Annotated in this window: 15 protein-coding genes; 6 read left to right on the top strand and 9 right to left on the bottom strand. The window is 64.6% G+C overall.

All coding sequences use genetic code 11. The annotated features are described in order from the left end of the window. Positions 1–2: 2 nt before the first annotated feature. The 4 genes from L2A60_RS08005 to L2A60_RS08020 form a co-directional block, all read right to left on the bottom strand. The gene (locus L2A60_RS08005; protein ID WP_235703855.1) at positions 3–1,016 is read right to left on the bottom strand and encodes a sugar ABC transporter substrate-binding protein; all 1,014 of its coding nucleotides are present in this window, start codon (positions 1,014–1,016) and stop codon (positions 3–5) included. A gap of 116 nt (positions 1,017–1,132) precedes the next feature. Then, positions 1,133–2,398, bottom strand: a complete 1,266-nt coding sequence (otnK, locus tag L2A60_RS08010) for a 3-oxo-tetronate kinase (RefSeq protein WP_235703856.1) — start codon at positions 2,396–2,398, stop codon at positions 1,133–1,135. Positions 2,399–2,403: 5 nt separating this feature from the next. Further along, on the bottom strand, positions 2,404–3,327 hold the full coding sequence (ltnD, locus tag L2A60_RS08015) for an L-threonate dehydrogenase (RefSeq protein WP_235703857.1): 924 nt from the start codon (positions 3,325–3,327) through the stop codon (positions 2,404–2,406). Further along, positions 3,324–4,373, bottom strand: coding sequence for a LacI family DNA-binding transcriptional regulator (locus tag L2A60_RS08020; RefSeq protein ID WP_235703858.1), 1,050 nt, complete (start codon positions 4,371–4,373; stop codon positions 3,324–3,326). Before L2A60_RS08020 ends, ltnD begins: the two co-directional genes overlap by 4 nt. Positions 4,374–4,704: 331 nt before the next feature. Between L2A60_RS08020 and L2A60_RS08025 the strand changes: the two genes are divergently transcribed. Both L2A60_RS08025 and L2A60_RS08030 read left to right on the top strand, forming a co-directional pair. Continuing rightward, positions 4,705–5,601: an NAD(P)-dependent oxidoreductase gene (locus L2A60_RS08025; RefSeq protein ID WP_235703859.1), complete on the top strand. Its 897-nt coding sequence runs from the start codon at positions 4,705–4,707 to the stop codon at positions 5,599–5,601. Next, on the top strand, positions 5,598–6,347 hold the full coding sequence (locus L2A60_RS08030) for an SDR family NAD(P)-dependent oxidoreductase (protein ID WP_235703860.1): 750 nt from the start codon (positions 5,598–5,600) through the stop codon (positions 6,345–6,347). Before L2A60_RS08025 ends, L2A60_RS08030 begins: the two co-directional genes overlap by 4 nt. A 10-nt stretch (positions 6,348–6,357) precedes the next feature. Here L2A60_RS08030 and L2A60_RS08035 read toward each other — a convergent pair whose 3' ends face one another. Continuing rightward, entirely contained in the window at positions 6,358–6,936 is a 579-nt protein-coding gene (locus L2A60_RS08035; RefSeq protein WP_235703861.1) for a DUF2889 domain-containing protein, read from the bottom strand. 119 nt (positions 6,937–7,055) lie between these two features. On the opposite strand from L2A60_RS08035, the gene L2A60_RS08040 reads away from it, so the two are divergent. Together L2A60_RS08040 and L2A60_RS08045 are read left to right on the top strand one after the other, a co-directional pair. After that, positions 7,056–8,555, top strand: a complete 1,500-nt coding sequence (locus L2A60_RS08040) for an MDR family MFS transporter (protein ID WP_235703862.1) — start codon at positions 7,056–7,058, stop codon at positions 8,553–8,555. A gap of 45 nt (positions 8,556–8,600) precedes the next feature. Further along, positions 8,601–9,218, top strand: coding sequence for a hypothetical protein (locus L2A60_RS08045; RefSeq protein ID WP_235703863.1), 618 nt, complete (start codon positions 8,601–8,603; stop codon positions 9,216–9,218). On the opposite strand, the gene L2A60_RS08050 is transcribed toward L2A60_RS08045, so the two are convergent. Beyond that, a complete protein-coding gene (locus L2A60_RS08050) occupies positions 9,219–9,638 on the bottom strand; it encodes a hypothetical protein (RefSeq protein ID WP_235703864.1) in 420 nt (139 codons plus the stop codon). Between the two features lie 94 nt (positions 9,639–9,732). Here L2A60_RS08050 and L2A60_RS08055 point away from each other — a divergent pair, with 94 nt between their 5' ends. Further along, complete coding sequence (locus L2A60_RS08055) at positions 9,733–11,403, top strand: formate--tetrahydrofolate ligase (protein WP_235703865.1); 1,671 nt, start codon at positions 9,733–9,735, stop codon at positions 11,401–11,403. A gap of 142 nt (positions 11,404–11,545) precedes the next feature. Here the strand turns inward: L2A60_RS08055 and L2A60_RS20740 are convergent, their stop codons facing one another. Next, positions 11,546–11,731, bottom strand: a complete 186-nt coding sequence (locus L2A60_RS20740; RefSeq protein WP_316044772.1) for a Hint domain-containing protein — start codon at positions 11,729–11,731, stop codon at positions 11,546–11,548. A 465-nt stretch (positions 11,732–12,196) separates the two neighbouring features. On the opposite strand from L2A60_RS20740, the gene L2A60_RS08065 reads away from it, so the two are divergent. Next, positions 12,197–13,009 (top strand): hypothetical protein, encoded by an 813-nt coding sequence (locus tag L2A60_RS08065; protein WP_235703867.1) that lies wholly within the window; start codon positions 12,197–12,199, stop codon positions 13,007–13,009. Positions 13,010–13,071: 62 nt separating this feature from the next. Here the strand turns inward: L2A60_RS08065 and L2A60_RS08070 are convergent, their stop codons facing one another. Both L2A60_RS08070 and L2A60_RS08075 read right to left on the bottom strand, forming a co-directional pair. Continuing rightward, positions 13,072–14,487, bottom strand: coding sequence for an NAD(P)(+) transhydrogenase (Re/Si-specific) subunit beta (locus L2A60_RS08070; protein WP_235703868.1), 1,416 nt, complete (start codon positions 14,485–14,487; stop codon positions 13,072–13,074). 15 nt (positions 14,488–14,502) lie between these two features. Next, positions 14,503–14,898 carry an NAD(P) transhydrogenase subunit alpha gene (locus L2A60_RS08075; RefSeq protein WP_235703869.1) on the bottom strand — a complete coding sequence of 132 codons (396 nt, stop codon included), beginning with the start codon at positions 14,896–14,898 and terminating at the stop codon, positions 14,503–14,505. Positions 14,899–14,904: the final 6 nt, after the last annotated feature.

A 14,904-nucleotide genomic window follows, 5' to 3' on the forward strand; every position in this document is an offset into this window, starting at 1 on the left:
TATTACGGCGCGCCGAACGGATCGTTGAACGCGAAGAACGGGCGCGGGAACGCCTTGAGCGCGCGCGCCGCATTCTGCGGCGTGATCAGCTTGATCGGCGAGGTGATATGCGCCGGAATCGGCTGCTTCCGCGCCAGTCTTTCGCAAGCCTGCACCGCCATCTCGCCTTCCGCGTAGGGGTATTGCGAGACGGTTCCAGCCAGTTTGCCCGACTTCACTGCACCCAGCGCTTCCTTCACACCGTCGATGCTGACGACGCGGATCGTCCTGGTCTTGCCCGTGTTGGCGATCGCCTGCGCCGCACCCAGCCCCATCTCGTCATTGGCGGCGAAAATACCGTTCAGATCATGATGCACGCGCAGCATTGCCTCGGCATCGGTCAGCGCCCGGCTGCGCTCGTAATCGGCGGCCTCCGCCTGCACCACGGTCAGCTTGCCCGCCGTCGTCTTACGGAACGCGGTCTCGCGATTGATCCCGTTCTGTTCGCCCGGAATCCCTTCCAGAATCGCAACCTTGCCCTTGTCATGCAACAGTTTCAACATGTAGTTCGCGGCGATCTGGCCGGCATGGTAATTGTCCGAACCGATGAAGCTGGTGATCTTGAGCCCCGCCGCGGCCACCGCCTTCGGATCGAGCCCGGTATCGAGGTTGATGATCGGGATGTTTTTGCGCGACACCGAAATCAGCGGCGTGATGATATTCGTCGCGTTCACCGGCACCACGCCGAAACAGGTGAAATTCTCGTTCGCCATGGTGGAAATCTTGGCGTTCTCGCCGATCGAATCGGTCTCGCTCGATCCCGCCTGCACGCTCACCGGCACGTGGAGCTTCTTGCCTTCGGCGACCGCGCCGTCGCGCAGCGCCCGCCAATACGGATTGCCGAAATCGCGCACCACGATGGCGACGCGCGCCTTGCCAGCGGCGGCATGAGCCGCCGGAACCGGCACGGCCGCGAACAGGCCGACAACCCCCGCCGAAGCCAGGCCGGCCAGTACCCGGCGCAATGAACGATTCATCGTCTCCTCCTTGATATTTGCAAATTTCCCTGACGCAACCCGATCGGGTTAATCGATTTATATCGTCGCGCGATTCACCTGTAAAGCAATTTTCCCGCCTTGTCGGGAGTCGATAGTCAGCGCATCATCGCCAGCGCGCGCGTGAAAAAATCGCGTCCACCGAAATTGCCCGATTTCAACGCGAACAGCATCACCTCGCCGCCCACGCCGCGCAGCAGCGGCACGCCGGGCGCGATCTCGGCGCCGATCCGCAGCGCCGCGACGCCAAGCCGGTCGATCACCGCACCCGATGTCTCGCCGCCGGCGACGATCAACCGCCTGACGCCGCGCGCCACCAAACCAGCGGCAATTTCGGCCAAACCCCCTTCGATCCGCGCACCCACCGCCTCGCCATGCGCCGATTTCAGAGCCGCCACCCCGTCCGGCGCTTCACTGCTCGCGAGCAGCACCGGCCCATCCCCAAGCTTCGCCACGGCCCAGGCGACGGTCTCGGCAACACAAGCATCGCTTCCGATCAGCCTGCTAACATCGAGGCGCCGCACCGGAATCCTCCCATCCACCGCCGCGATCTGGTCCAGCGTCGCCGCCGAGCAGCTTCCGGCGATGATCGCCGCCGAACCCCCGACATCAGGCCAGGCTTCATCCGCAGCGCCATGCACCACAAGCCCAGCCGCGATCGCGGCGCGCGCCAGGCCGAGCCCGAGCCCCGAGGCTCCGGCCGAAACCTTCATCCCGAACGCCACTTCGCCGAGTGCCGTCAGATGCCGCTCGGCAACCGCATCGATAATCGCCGCGCGATATCCTTCGCCGACAAGCGCTAACAGGGATTCAGCGATCGCCGCCGCACCGTCTTCGACCACATCGAGCGGCACCAGCCCGACCCGACCCACGCTTTGCCGCACCAGCACCCGCACCAGATCGGAATCGCGCATCGGGTTGAGCGGATGGTCCTTCAGCGGGCTCTCATGCAGCGGCCGACTGCCGACAAACAGATGCCCCTGGAACACCGTCCGCCCGGTCTCGGGAAACGCCGGTGTCACCGGCACGATAGCAGCGCCGCACGCACCCGCCAGCGCCTCGGTCACCGGCCCGATATTGCCGGCATCGGTCGAATCGAAGGTCGAGCAGATCTTGAACATCACATGCGCTGCACCGCGCCCGCGCAGCCAGTCCGCTGCCGCCAAAACCCGCGCCACCGCCTCACCCGGCGGCACCGAACGCGTTTTCAGCGCAACCACGACCGCATCGACCTCGGGCAACACAAATCCCTCGCGCGGCAAGCCGATCGTCTGCACGACGCGCAGCCCCTGCCGTGCCAGTGTATTCGCGAGATCCGACGCACCCGTGTAATCGTCGGCGATGCAGCCGAGAACGAGTTTCATCCGGCTCAGCTCCCCGGCAAGGAAATATCGGCGATGCGCGCGAACAGTTTCGCCACGGCGGCATCATCCTCGCGCGCCATCCCGGCGGACGCCGTCATCAGGAACAATTGCAGTGCCGAGCCCGCCATCGGTACCGGCAGCGGCGTTGCGCGCGCCATATCGAGCACGATGCCGAGATCCTTGGTGAAAATATTCACCGCACTGCGCGGCGCATAATCGGCATCCAGAATATGCGGCACCCGGTTCTCGAACATCCAACTATTACCGGCCGATCCGGTGATCACCTCATAAACCCGGCGCAGATCCAGCCCCATCGACGCGGCGAACGCGACCGCCTCGCACGCCGCCGCGATATGCACCCCCGCCAGCAACTGGTTGACCATCTTGAAGCCGGCGCCAATTCCCGCCTCGTCGCCCAATTCGTGCAGCGTGCCCGCCATCGCCTTCAGCGCCGGCCGTGCCGCGTCGAACGCCGTCTTGCTGCCCGATGCAAGAATCGTCAGCCTGCCCTCCGCGGCGCGCGCCGCCCCGCCGCTGATCGGCGCATCCAGATAATGCCGCCCGCTGCCTTCAAGTTTCGCCGCAAGACCGCGCACCGCATCCGGCGCCATCGTGGCGCAGGAAATGAACACCGCCCCCGGCGGCATCACGCCGGCGCATCCATCAGCCCCGAACAGGATCGCTTCCGTCTGCGCCGCATTCACCACCACACTGACAACGGCTCCCGCACCCCGCGCCGCCTCGGCGGCCGACGCGGCGACCTCTCCGCCGATCCCGGCAAGCGGCGCCGCATTCTCCGCGATCACGTCGAAACCGGCCACATCAAAGCCCGCACGCATTAGCGCCGACGCCATGCCGAACCCCATCGAGCCCAGTCCGATCACCGCGATGCGCGGCCGCGCGGTCTTGGTCTTCCGCTTTATCGTCATGTGCTCTCCCGCACTTCCAGCCTGAAGCCGACATCGAACCGCCGCCGCCCCGGACGCTCGCCCGCGATGCGCGCAAGCAAAAGCTCGGCGGCACGCCGCCCGATCAGCTTGCGCGGCGAAATAATCGTCGTCAGCGCGGGCGTGACCAGCGCGCTCATCGGCAGTCCATTGAATCCCGCGATCGCGATGCGGCCCGGCACCGCGATTCCATCGCGCTGCGCGCGCAATATCGCCCCCACCGCCATTTCGTCATTGGCGAAAAACAGCGCATCGATCACGGGCCGCATCGCCAGCACATCGCCGAGCGCCCGCCAGCCGATGTCCTGGCCGACACCGCCGGAATAATCGAACAGAACGTCCTCCGCTCCACCCACCTCAAGAATCCGGCGATGCATCCCCTCATAGCGCTGGCACGCGCGATAATCGTCGCGCACCCGCACCCCGACAAACCCGATCCGCCGATAACCGCGCGTCAGCAAATGCTCCGCCATCGCCGCCCCCGCACGGTAATGCGACAGCCCGACATTCATGTCGATGCAGCGCGCGCCATGCTCCATGAACTCGACCACCGGCACGCCGGCATTCCGCAGCAGAGTCGCGGTACGTGGCAAATGGCGCAATCCGGCGATCAGCATTCCGGGCGGTGCCCAGCCGAGCAATGTCGCCACCAGCGCCGCCTCGCGATCGAGATCGTAATCGGTGCTGCCCAGCAGCATCTGATACCCGCGTGTCTCGATCGTTTCCTGAATTCCCTCGATCACCTCGACGAACACCACGTTGGACAGCGACGGCACGATCACCGGGATAACGCCGGTTTTCGCCGAAGCGAGCGCGCCGGCCATCCGGTTCGGCACATAGCCGAGTGTGTCGATCGCGGCGCGGATGCGCGCGCGCAGCGCGTCAGAAACGCTCTCGGGGCGGTTGATCGCGCGCGACACGGTAATCGGCGCAACCTCCGCCGCCGCCGCGACATCGCTCAGCGTGACCGCGCCGCGCCCCGCGCGCTTCGCGGCCCGCGCGCGCGCCGTTGGGGAGGGTTTATCCATGGGTGACGGCTCACTCCTGGCTCGGCCGCTCATATCCCGATTCGGACGTTCGTCAGTATTGGCAAAGGCATCCTACGAACGTCCGAAATCGATCAGGACACTAGCAAGCATTTGATTCTAGTGTGGTTTATGGTTCTGAAATTCTAAAACCGCTCCCTCAGGCACGTCGGAATTTCAAAACCACCACACTAGCCGGTTTTTTCAATGTCGCGCTTCGGAAGTATCGCGAATTTTCCTCCACCGCGCAAGATGGTAGCGCTGTCAAACCCTGGTTGCGCGACCACAGACCTGCCTCTATACCGGCCGCACCAATCGCCCGGAGGACACCATCATGACCACGGAAAAAATCGGCTTCATCGGCGTGGGCCTGATGGGTCATGGCATGGCGAAAAACATCGTCGCGGCGGGATATCCCACCACCATCCTCGGTCACCGCAACCGCAAACCCGTCGAAGACCTGCTCGGACGCGGCGCCACCGAGGCTAGGTCGGCAAAAGTCCTGGCGGAAGCTTCGGATATCGTGTTCCTCTGCGTCACCGGCAGCGAACAGGTGGTCTCCGTCATCGAAGGCGAAAACGGCCTCGCCGCCGCCGGCAAACCGCTTCTCATCGTCGATTGCTCGACCTCCGATCCATCCGTCACCACCCGCCTCGCGGCCGATCTCGCCGCAAAAAAAATCACCCTGATCGACGCCCCGCTCAGCCGCACCCCGAAAGACGCTTGGGACGGCACGCTCGATGTCATGATCGGCGGCGATCCAGCCGATGTCGCGCGCGTCCGCCCGATCATCGAACGTTTCGCGCAGCGCATCGTTCCTACCGGCCCCACCGGCACCGGCCACACCATGAAGCTGCTCAACAATTTCCTGGCACTCGGCTATGGCGCGCTCTATGCCGAGGCGCTGATGCTCGGCGCCAAATCCGGCCTCAAGGCCGAGGTGTTCGATCAGGTCATTCGTGGCGGCAGGATGGATTGCGGATTTTACCAGACATTTTTCAAATACGTGCTCGACCGCGACCGCGACGCCCATAAATTTTCGCTCCGCAACGCGCTGAAGGACACCAGCTACCTGGCGGCCTTCGCGCAGGCATCTTGTGCCGCGAACCCTATCGCCGCCGCCGTGCGCAATTCCTATGCGCTGGCGGTCGGCACCGGCCATGGCGACGATTACGTGCCGATGCTGTCCGATGTCGTCGCGAAACTCAACGGTATCGAGACCGCATCATGACCGACACCGCCCGCTTCGATGCCAAAATCGCCGTCGTCACTGGCGGCGCCGCCGGAATCGGGCTCGCGGTCACCGCCCGGATCGTCGCCGAAGCCGGCCGTGTCGCGATCTGGGACCGCGATCAGTCACAAATCGATGCGGCAAAAGCGAGATTCGGGGCAAAAATCCTCGGCATCGCCGTCGATGTCGCCGACTGGGACGCGGTCGAGCAGGCGGCGTCGCGCACCGCCGCCAGCTTCGGCGGCATCGACATCCTGGTCGCGAGCGCCGGCATCACCGGCCCGAACGCCACGACCTGGACCTATCCGGTCGCGGACTGGCACCGGGTGATCGCGGTCAATCTCAACGGCGTGTTCCACTGCAACCGGGCGGTGGTGCCGTTCATGATGCAGCGCAAGGATGGCCGCATCGTCAACATCGCCTCGATCGCCGGCAAGGAAGGCAATCCGAACGCGCCGGCCTATAGCGCATCGAAAGCGGCGGTGATCGGCCTGACCAAATCGCTCGGCAAGGAATTGGCCAGAACCGGAATCACGGTCAACTGCGTCACCCCCGCCGCCGTGCGCACCGCGATTTTCGAGCAGATGACCCAGGAGCATATCGACTTCATGCTGTCGAAAATCCCGATGGGCAGGTTCGGCACCATCGACGAAATCGCCGCCCTGATCTGCTGGCTGGCCTCCGAGGAATGCTCGTTCACCACCGGCGGCGTCTTCGATATTTCGGGCGGCCGGGCGACCTACTGACCACCCACTATCACGCCTCGGCGGCGGTGCGTGCGGCGGCGCGCTCGCGCGCGGCGGCGACCAGCGGCCCGTTCTCGTCATAGGCATGGCACGAATTGAGCAGCGCCGTCGGAATATCCCATCTGTCCTCGGTCTCGCCGCCCTCGCGCGCCGCCTTGTGGGCGCGCACGCTGAACATGGTCTGGATCGCCACGGTCGCCACCTGCTGCAGCAATTCGCGCAGATGGGTGCAGCCCTGGGTGCCGCCGACGCGCTCCATCGCCCCCTTGAGGAAGCCGCGCCCGATGGTCAGCCCTTCGAGCCGGGCGAAATTCGGCGCGACACCAGGGCAGATCGCATGCGGCGTCGCGTCCATCGCAGCCTCCGCCCCGCGCACCGTCAGTCCCTGATCGACGGTGACGCGCAGCGACATTCCATGGAGCGGCTCGCCGGCGCCGATCCGCCCGCGATCGCGGTTGGCGAAACCATAGGTTTTCGTGTCGGTCAGCCGCGCCTCGATATCGAGCATCCCGTCCTTGCGCAGATAGCCGCGCAGCGCGATGTCTCGCAGATGCAGGAGTTCGCGGGAGTCGGCGGGGCTGAGCGGCATGTCGCAGTCTTTCGTGATGAAGAATATTTACGCATACGTTAAGTCACCAAGCCACCCGGTGCAAATCCGCCCCCCATGCATGTCAGCCTTGCTGCGCCATATTTATAGCTGTCAAGCGGTTGCCCGATCACACGCGCGGGACGATCATCGGGCGATTGGAACCGGACTTCATGGAATATACCCATCAGCAGCGGCTTCAGGTCATCAGCGGGATCATCCTGTGCATGCTGCTCGCCGCGATCGACCAGACCGTGGTGATCCCGGCGGTACCGGCGATCGCCGCCGATCTGCACGGCTTCTCGCATGTTTCCTGGGTGGTCACCGCCTATCTCCTCACCTCGACCGCGACCACCCCGCTCTACGGCCGCCTGTCCGATCAGTTCGGCCGCCGAAAAACCCTGATCCCCTCGATCGTTTTGTTCGTCATTGCCTCCTGCGTCTGCGCCCTCGCCCAAACCCTGCCGCAACTGATCGCGGGGCGCGCGCTTCAGGGTGTCGGCGGCGGTGGTTTGCTCGCGATTTCCCAGGCCGCGATCGCCGACGTGGTTTCGCCGCGCGAACGCGGCAAATACCAGGGCTACATGGCCGGCACCTGGGGTGTCGCCTCCACCGCCGGGCCGGTCGTGGGCGGCTGGGTCACCGATCATCTTTCCTGGCACTGGATCTTCTGGTTCAACCTGCCGCTCGGCATCGCCGCCCTGGTACTCAGCCAGATCGGCCTGCGCCAGTTGCGCGTGGTGAAACGCGACGGGCGGATCGACTATCCCGGCGCCGCGCTGCTCACCGGCGCGGTCACCGCCTTCCTGCTCGGCCTGTCCTGGGGCGGCCACACCTATCCCTGGATTTCTGCTCCGGTCCTCGGCGTATTTCTCGGAGGCGCTGCCCTGATCGGCCTCCTCTGGCAATGGGAACGTCGCGTGCCGATGCCGCTTCTGCCGATGCGGCTGTTCGCGTCCGGTTCGTTCAACCGGCTGGTCGCGATCGGGTTTTTCATCGCGCTGGTGATGTTCTCGGCGATTTTTCTGCTTCCCTTGCTGTTCCAACTGGTGTTCCGAGCCAACGCCGCGCAATCGGGCTGGGACATCATGCCCTTCCTGATCGCGACCACGATCGGCTCCTACACCGCCGGCCAATGGGCGCGGCGGATCGGGCGTACGCGCGGGCTGCTGCTCGGCGGCCTCGCCGCCACCACCGCCGGTTTTCTGCTCCTCGGCCTGCTGCCGGCGACCACGCCGCTGCCTCTGGTGGTGCTGACCTGCTTTGCCGTGGGTGTGGGCATCGGGTTCGTTCTGCCGTCCAGCCTGGTCGCCATCCAGAACGCTGCGTCGCGCGCCGATGTCGGCGCCGCGACCGCGACTTTGCTTCTGCTGCGCGCGATGGGCGGCGCGTTTGGTGCCACTCTCGCCGGCGCCGTCCTGGCGCTCCGGCTAGGCAGCGGAATCAACGCTCTCGGCCGCGCGCGCGGCGCCGCCGCCAATCCGGCCCTCCCCGCCGCGTTTCACCTCGCCTTCCTGATCGCCGCCGGTTTCGCCGGACTCGCCCTGGTCATCGGCCTCAAGGTGGAGGATGTCCTGCTGCGCGAAACCCTGGAACCGGAACCCGAACTCATCGGCCATTGACGCTGCATATTTTTGCGCGTTTCACTCCCGGCCAGGAGCAAGACAATGGCGTTGCCGATCGGAGCCCGCACCAATATCGACGAGGAATTGACGCGCCTGAAGCGCGGCGTCGCCCGCAAGCTCGTCTATGCCGGCCTCGCCGACGTGCTGCTGCTATGGGGTGCGATTTTTCTGTTCAACGACGCGGTGATCAGCTTCCTCAGCCCGTTCGATTTTCTCACCTGGGCGTCCGGGCTCTGCGGGCTCTTCGGCACCTGGGCGATCACTCAGGTCCGCGCGCGCGCGCCTGCCCATGCCGAGAACGCACGCCGCCTGTTCTGGAGCTTCGTCGTGTTCTGCGCCGAACTGATGATCTGGCAGGCGCTCGGCATTCCGACCCCGATCGCCGGTCTTTCGCTCGCTCAGCAGAATGCCGGGGTAGTGTTCCAACTGACCTTCAACATGATGGGATTGGTCATTCTCGGCATCTGGGTGGGATGGGAAATGATCGCGCTCGGTTGCGGCGTATCGGCGATCATCACCGCCGATTACCTGCTCGGCCCGGCCGATCTGTTCATCGGAACCTCGATCCTGCTCACTGCCCTTGCCCTGCTCGCTGCCGGGTTCTGGATGCGCGTCTCCGCGCGCGATATCAGCGCCGATCCGTTCGCGATCAGTAGATAATCAATCCAATCTTGGTTCGATTCGTCGCGGCGGTGGCGGCGATGAAGACCGGGACGGCGGCGCCGAAGGCCGCGACCGGCCCAGAGGCTCGCGCGCAGCCTCCGGCGCGGGCGGAATCGCCAGCGGCGGCTGGGTATCCGGCTCGCGCGCATAGCGCGGTGCCGACGCGCGCGGCAGCGGGTCGTAGGGCGATTCGTCGATCGCAACGCCGCGCAGCGGTTCGGGCAGGCGCATCGTGAGAATGCGCAACTCCTCCTGCACCGCGTCCAACTGCGTCTCGATCGCCTCGAGCCGCGATTTCACTCCGAATACCGAGAACGGCATCGCCAGCAGCGCCAGCGCATAGAGCAGCGCGACCAGAAGCAGCACGAGGCCGAGCCACGCGGGCATCCAATCCGGCAGGGAGAACGGCAAGGTCATGGACCTATCTACCGGCCCCGGCACCCGGCAGGCAAGCCTTGCGTTTCGACTGCCGCAGTGGACATAACATGCCGGCCAAACGGGGGGAGTGTTCATGGCTTCCGATCTCGACATCGCGCGCGCCGCGAAACTGCGTCCCATCGCGGAGATCGCCGCCACCGCCGGTATCCCCCCTGGCTCGCTGATCCCCTATGGCCACCACAAGGGTAAGATCGATTTCCGCTTCATCGAGAGCCTGCGCGACCGGCCGGACGGTGCGCTTGTCCTGGTCGCCGGCATCAGCCCCACCCCGGCCGGCGAAGGCAAGACCACCACCACGATCGGCCTGGCCGACGCGCTGCGCGAAGCGGGCGCGCGCACGATGATCGCGCTGCGCGAACCGAGCCTCGGCCCCTGTTTCGGCCAGAAGGGCGGCGCCACCGGCGGCGGCCATGCGCAGGTCGCGCCGATGGACGAGATCAACCTGCATTTCACCGGGGACTTCCACGCGATCACCAGTGCGAACAACCTGCTCGGCGCGATGCTCGACAATCATCTCTACTGGGGCAATGCACTGGGGATCGACCCGCGCCGCATCCAGCATCGCCGGTCGATCGACATCAACGACCGCAGCCTGCGCGACGCGGTGATCGGCCTCGGCGGCGTCGCGCACGGCATCCCGCGCGAGGACGGGTTCGACATCACCGTCGCCTCGGAAGTCATGGCGATTTTCTGCCTCGCGCGCGACCTGGATGATCTTCAGGCGCGGCTCGCCCGCATGATCGTCGCCGAACGGCGGGATGGTTCCGCGATCACCCCTGCCGACCTCAATGCGGTGGGCGCGATGGCGGCCCTGCTGCGCGACGCGCTGCAGCCCAATCTGGTGCAGACCCTGGCCGGAACCCCCGCTCTGGTGCATGGCGGACCGTTCGCCAATATCGCTCATGGCTGCAACTCGGTGATGGCGACCAGGACGGCGCTGAAACTCGCCGATATCGTCATCACCGAAGCCGGATTCGGCGCCGATCTCGGCGGCGAGAAATTCCTCGACATCAAGTGCCGCCAGGCCGGTCTGGCGCCGTCCTGCGTGGTGGTGGTCGCGACCATCCGGGCGCTGAAAATGCATGGCGGCGTCGCCAAGGCGGATCTCGGGGCGGAAAACCCGCGCGCCGTCACCGCGGGGGCGGACAATCTGCGCCGCCATGTCGCGGCGATGCGCGCCTTCGGCCTGCCGGCGATCGTCGCGGTCAACGGTTTTCTCTCCGACACCGAAGCCGAGCGCGAAGCCCTGAATGAAGCCCTGGAACCGGATGAAATCGCGCCGATTTTCTGCACCCATTGGGCCGATGGCGCGGACGGTGCCGACGGGCTGGCCGAAACCGTGCTCGCCACGATTGCGGCAAAATCCGCGCGATTCGCGCCGCTCTATCCCCACACCATGCCGATTGCCGAAAAACTTCGCACCGTGGTCCGGCGCGCCTATGGCGGCGATGACATCGTGTTATCGCCCAAAGCGGCGAAACAGATCGCGCGCATCGAGCAGCGTGGTTTTTCTCATTTGCCGGTTTGCATAGCAAAAACCCAGTACAGCTTCACCGCCGACCCCAATTTGCGCGGCGCGCCCAGCGGTTTCACCATCCCGATCCGCGATATCCGGCTTTCCGCCGGTGCCGGCTTCGTGGTGGCGCTGGCCGGCGACATTCTGACCATGCCCGGCCTGCCGCGCGTGCCCGCCGCCGAAGCCATCGGCCTCGACGCCGCGGGCGAGATCAGCGGGCTTTTCTAACATTAGGTTAGTAATACTGCCATATGTTTCACGTGAAACAAAGGACCGGTTTGATACCTTTTTTGACCGGATAGACCCGCTTGGCGGCGAGGGTGATTCGCACCGATTTGGAGCCGCGCAGCAGGCTGGCGGGAATGCGACCCTAGGTTTCACGGAATGTCTGCGCGAAATCGGGGTGGAGCAGCAGTGCCGCTCCGCCATTCTCGAAGGCGTCGCGATTGCCGGTTTCCAGATAGGATTCGGCCGGCGTGCCCTCGGCATAAAGGATCGCGTGGTGGGGGAGTTCGATGTGGTAATAGGTGACCGCATGGCGCTCGACCTGACGAATCGTTTTGACATCCGCTTACGAGATCTATGATTCCTTGCCTTGGAATACCCCTCTTGCGCCCCGGCTCACGATCCAGATTCCCATCATATGATTTTTGACGCGCTCCGGGAGAATTCCGCCACCCATACTCGCATCGGGTCTATTCACGGCAGTTCGTGCCTCATTATCCGATTCGCGGCGCGTCCGGGCCAATCGTGACGCCGTCATCCTCAATCCGAAGGAGCCGATTGCCCGTTCACGCATGGGAAATATCGGTAAAAATTCGAGAAAATCGGGAATCCGATTTGCCCCAAGGAAAGTGATGCGGTGATGGCGTGAGGCCCTGGCGGCCGGCTCGCCTGGCGGATTGGTTCTCACCCGAGATGAGTTGGTATATTATCGTCCCTTCACAAAGACCAATCATCCCGTGAGGCTCGTCGATTACGCCAATCCCGCGAGACGAGAAACGGGTAACATGGGGGTATCATGACCGACATCGCGGTTTGCGTCGTACGGGTTCCCAAGGCCAGCTATCATGCCCAAGGCGGCTACAGCGCCGGGGATCTGGGCCAGCTTGTCGATCAAGCCAATAGCTTCATGGGCCGGCTGGTGAACCAGGCTCAGGGGCTGCACATGGTCGTCGCGCCCGAATATTTTTTCAGTCCGGTCGGGCCGATCGGCAGGCTGCGAAACCTGGGATCGCAGCCGATGACCAGAACCGAGAAGCATGACCTCTATGGCGATCTCGAGAAAGTCTCGCGCCGGGCCGGGAGCACCATCATCGTCGCCGGCTCGATTTTCTATCGCAAGGGCAATGGCGCCGGTGCGCGGGGGCTGAATGTCTGCCCCGTGCTGCGGCGCGGCAAGATCATCTACAAATACTACAAGAAATTCGACGATGGCGTTCTCGGCAAGAACGATCCCGCCGCGACCTATGACCACAAGGATACCAAGCCCTATTTCAAAACCGGAGGAGTCCGGTTCGGCATCGAAGTGTGCGGCGATCACACGAATAACGGGAACAACCTGGCATCCTGGCTTGCCACGAACCCGCGCACGATCGACGTCCAGTTGCTGATTTCCGACGGCAACGCGCCGTTCGCGCCGAACATGGCCGCGCGGGTCGGCGGCTATTTCATTCATTGCGATCTCAATGGAGAAGCGGACGCGGCGGTACGCGTCTATACCACCGCCGGCACCTGGCAACAGGCGAGCCGCACCACCGTCGATCCGCGCATCATCGTCGATTCAGGGCTTCCGGGCGTGGAACTGCGTTTCTTTTTGCTGAGGAATGTCTGAAGGAGGCAAACGAAAATCGCCGGCATTCATGCCGGCGATTTTGTGGGTGGTGCGGAGAAAAATTATCTGCCGAGCGACTGGGCGATTTCCTCGGTCATTTTCTTCGCATCGCCGAACAGCATCATCGTGTTGTCGCGGAAGAACAGCTCGTTATCGACGCCGGCGTAGCCCGACGCCATTGAGCGCTTGACGAACAGCACGGTTTTCGCCTTGTCCACCTCCAGGATCGGCATGCCGTAGATCGGCGAGGCGGAGTTGGTCTTCGCCGCCGGGTTGGTCACGTCGTTCGCGCCGATGACATAGACGACATCGGCGGTGGAGAACTCGTTGTTGATGACTTCGAGTTCGAACACCTCGTCATACGGCACGTTGGCCTCGGCCAGCAGCACGTTCATGTGGCCGGGCATCCGCCCGGCGACCGGGTGAATGGCGTATTTGACCTCGACGCCTTCTTCCTTCAGCAGATCGGCCATTTCGCGCAGCGCGTGCTGCGCCTGCGCCACCGCCATGCCGTAGCCGGGCACGATGATGACTTTCGACGCGTTGCTCATGATGAAGGCGGCATCCTCGGCGGAGCCGGATTTGACCGAGCGATCGCCAGTGACGCCGGCCGGTCCGGCGGTGCTGCTGTCGGTGCCGAAGCCGCCGAGCAGCACGTTGACGATCGAGCGGTTCATGCCCTTGCACATGATGTAGGACAGGATGGCGCCCGAGGAGCCGACCAGTGCGCCGGTGACGATCAGCGCGATGTTACTGATGGTGAAGCCGATGCCCGCCGCGGCCCAGCCGGAATAGGAGTTCAGCATCGAGATCACCACCGGCATGTCCGCCCCGCCAATCGGGATGATGAGCAGAATGCCGAGTGCCAGCGCCAGGGCCGCGATGATCCAGAACAGCACCTGCGCGCCGCCGGAAGCGACGAAGGCGACGATCAGGATGAAAATGAGAATCCCGAGCCCGAGATTGAGCTTGTGCTGGCCGGGAAAGCTGATGGGCGCGCCGCTCATCAGCGCCTGGAGCTTGGCGAAGGCGATGACCGCGCCGGTGAAGGTGATCGCGCCGATCGACAGGCCGATCGACATTTCGATCAGGCTTTCGACGTGCAGATGGCCGGGCGTGCCGATGCCGAAACTCTGCGGCGCGTTCAGCGCGGACGCCGCGACGAACACCGCCCCGAGCCCGACCAGCGAGTGGAACGCGGCGACCAGTTGCGGCAGCGCCGTCATGTTGACGCGCTGGGCGACCACCGCGCCGACCGCGCCGCCGATGATGAGGCCAAGAACGATCAGCCCGACGCCGGACAGAAGCATGCCGGGATGGCTGAAGGTGGCGAGGATGGCGATGGCCATGCCGGCCATGCCCATCAGATTGCCGCGCCGCGAGGTGGTCGGGTGGGACAGGCCACGCAATGCCAGGATGAACAGGACGGCGGAGACCAGGTAGGCGAGCGTGATGCCCGGTTCGGTTGCGTAATTCATGTGTGTGAGCCGCCCTTACTTCGTCTTTTTCTTGAACATCGACAGCATGCGCTGGGTGACCAGGAACCCGCCGAAAATATTCACGCTGACCAGCGTGACCGCGATGAACCCGAAGGCGTGGGCAGCGAAGTCGCCGTGCAGCCCGGTCGCCAGCATGGCGCCGACGATGATGACCGAGGAAATCGCGTTGGTGACGGCGAGCAGCGGCGAATGCAGCGCGGGGGTGACGCTCCAGATCACGTAATAGCCGACGAATACCGCCATCACGAAAATCGCGAACAGGTCGATCAGCGGAGCGCCGTGCGGCGCGTGAGCGGCCGCCTGGGCGGCGAAGCCGGCGGCGTTCTGCGCGAGCACCGCGGCTTTATGGGCAAGGCTCGCCGCCTGGCCCGCGAGGTCTGCTGGGGTCATGCTGAG

Origin of the sequence: Acidiphilium iwatense (assembly GCF_021556475.1) — a bacterium.
In the GTDB taxonomy this organism is placed as follows: Bacteria; Pseudomonadota; Alphaproteobacteria; order Acetobacterales; family Acetobacteraceae; genus Acidiphilium; species Acidiphilium iwatense.

Bases quoted from the DNA above. Each gene is read 5' to 3' on its own strand.
- ltnD (WP_235703857.1), bottom strand. From the start codon at position 3,327: ATGACGATAAAGCGGAAGACCAAGACCGCGCGGCCGCGCATCGCGGTG.
- L2A60_RS08050 (WP_235703864.1), bottom strand. From the start codon at position 9,638: ATGACCTTGCCGTTCTCCCTGCCGGATTGGATGCCCGCGTGGCTCGGC.
- L2A60_RS08005 (WP_235703855.1), bottom strand. From the start codon at position 1,016: ATGAATCGTTCATTGCGCCGGGTACTGGCCGGCCTGGCTTCGGCGGGG.
- L2A60_RS08035 (WP_235703861.1), bottom strand. From the start codon at position 6,936: ATGCCGCTCAGCCCCGCCGACTCCCGCGAACTCCTGCATCTGCGAGAC.
- otnK (WP_235703856.1), bottom strand. From the start codon at position 2,398: ATGAAACTCGTTCTCGGCTGCATCGCCGACGATTACACGGGTGCGTCG.
- L2A60_RS08055 (WP_235703865.1), top strand. From the start codon at position 9,733: ATGGCTTCCGATCTCGACATCGCGCGCGCCGCGAAACTGCGTCCCATC.
- L2A60_RS08070 (WP_235703868.1), bottom strand. From the start codon at position 14,487: ATGAATTACGCAACCGAACCGGGCATCACGCTCGCCTACCTGGTCTCC.
- L2A60_RS08025 (WP_235703859.1), top strand. From the start codon at position 4,705: ATGACCACGGAAAAAATCGGCTTCATCGGCGTGGGCCTGATGGGTCAT.
- L2A60_RS08045 (WP_235703863.1), top strand. From the start codon at position 8,601: ATGGCGTTGCCGATCGGAGCCCGCACCAATATCGACGAGGAATTGACG.
- L2A60_RS08075 (WP_235703869.1), bottom strand. From the start codon at position 14,898: ATGACCCCAGCAGACCTCGCGGGCCAGGCGGCGAGCCTTGCCCATAAA.
- L2A60_RS08065 (WP_235703867.1), top strand. From the start codon at position 12,197: ATGACCGACATCGCGGTTTGCGTCGTACGGGTTCCCAAGGCCAGCTAT.
- L2A60_RS08020 (WP_235703858.1), bottom strand. From the start codon at position 4,373: ATGGATAAACCCTCCCCAACGGCGCGCGCGCGGGCCGCGAAGCGCGCG.
- L2A60_RS08030 (WP_235703860.1), top strand. From the start codon at position 5,598: ATGACCGACACCGCCCGCTTCGATGCCAAAATCGCCGTCGTCACTGGC.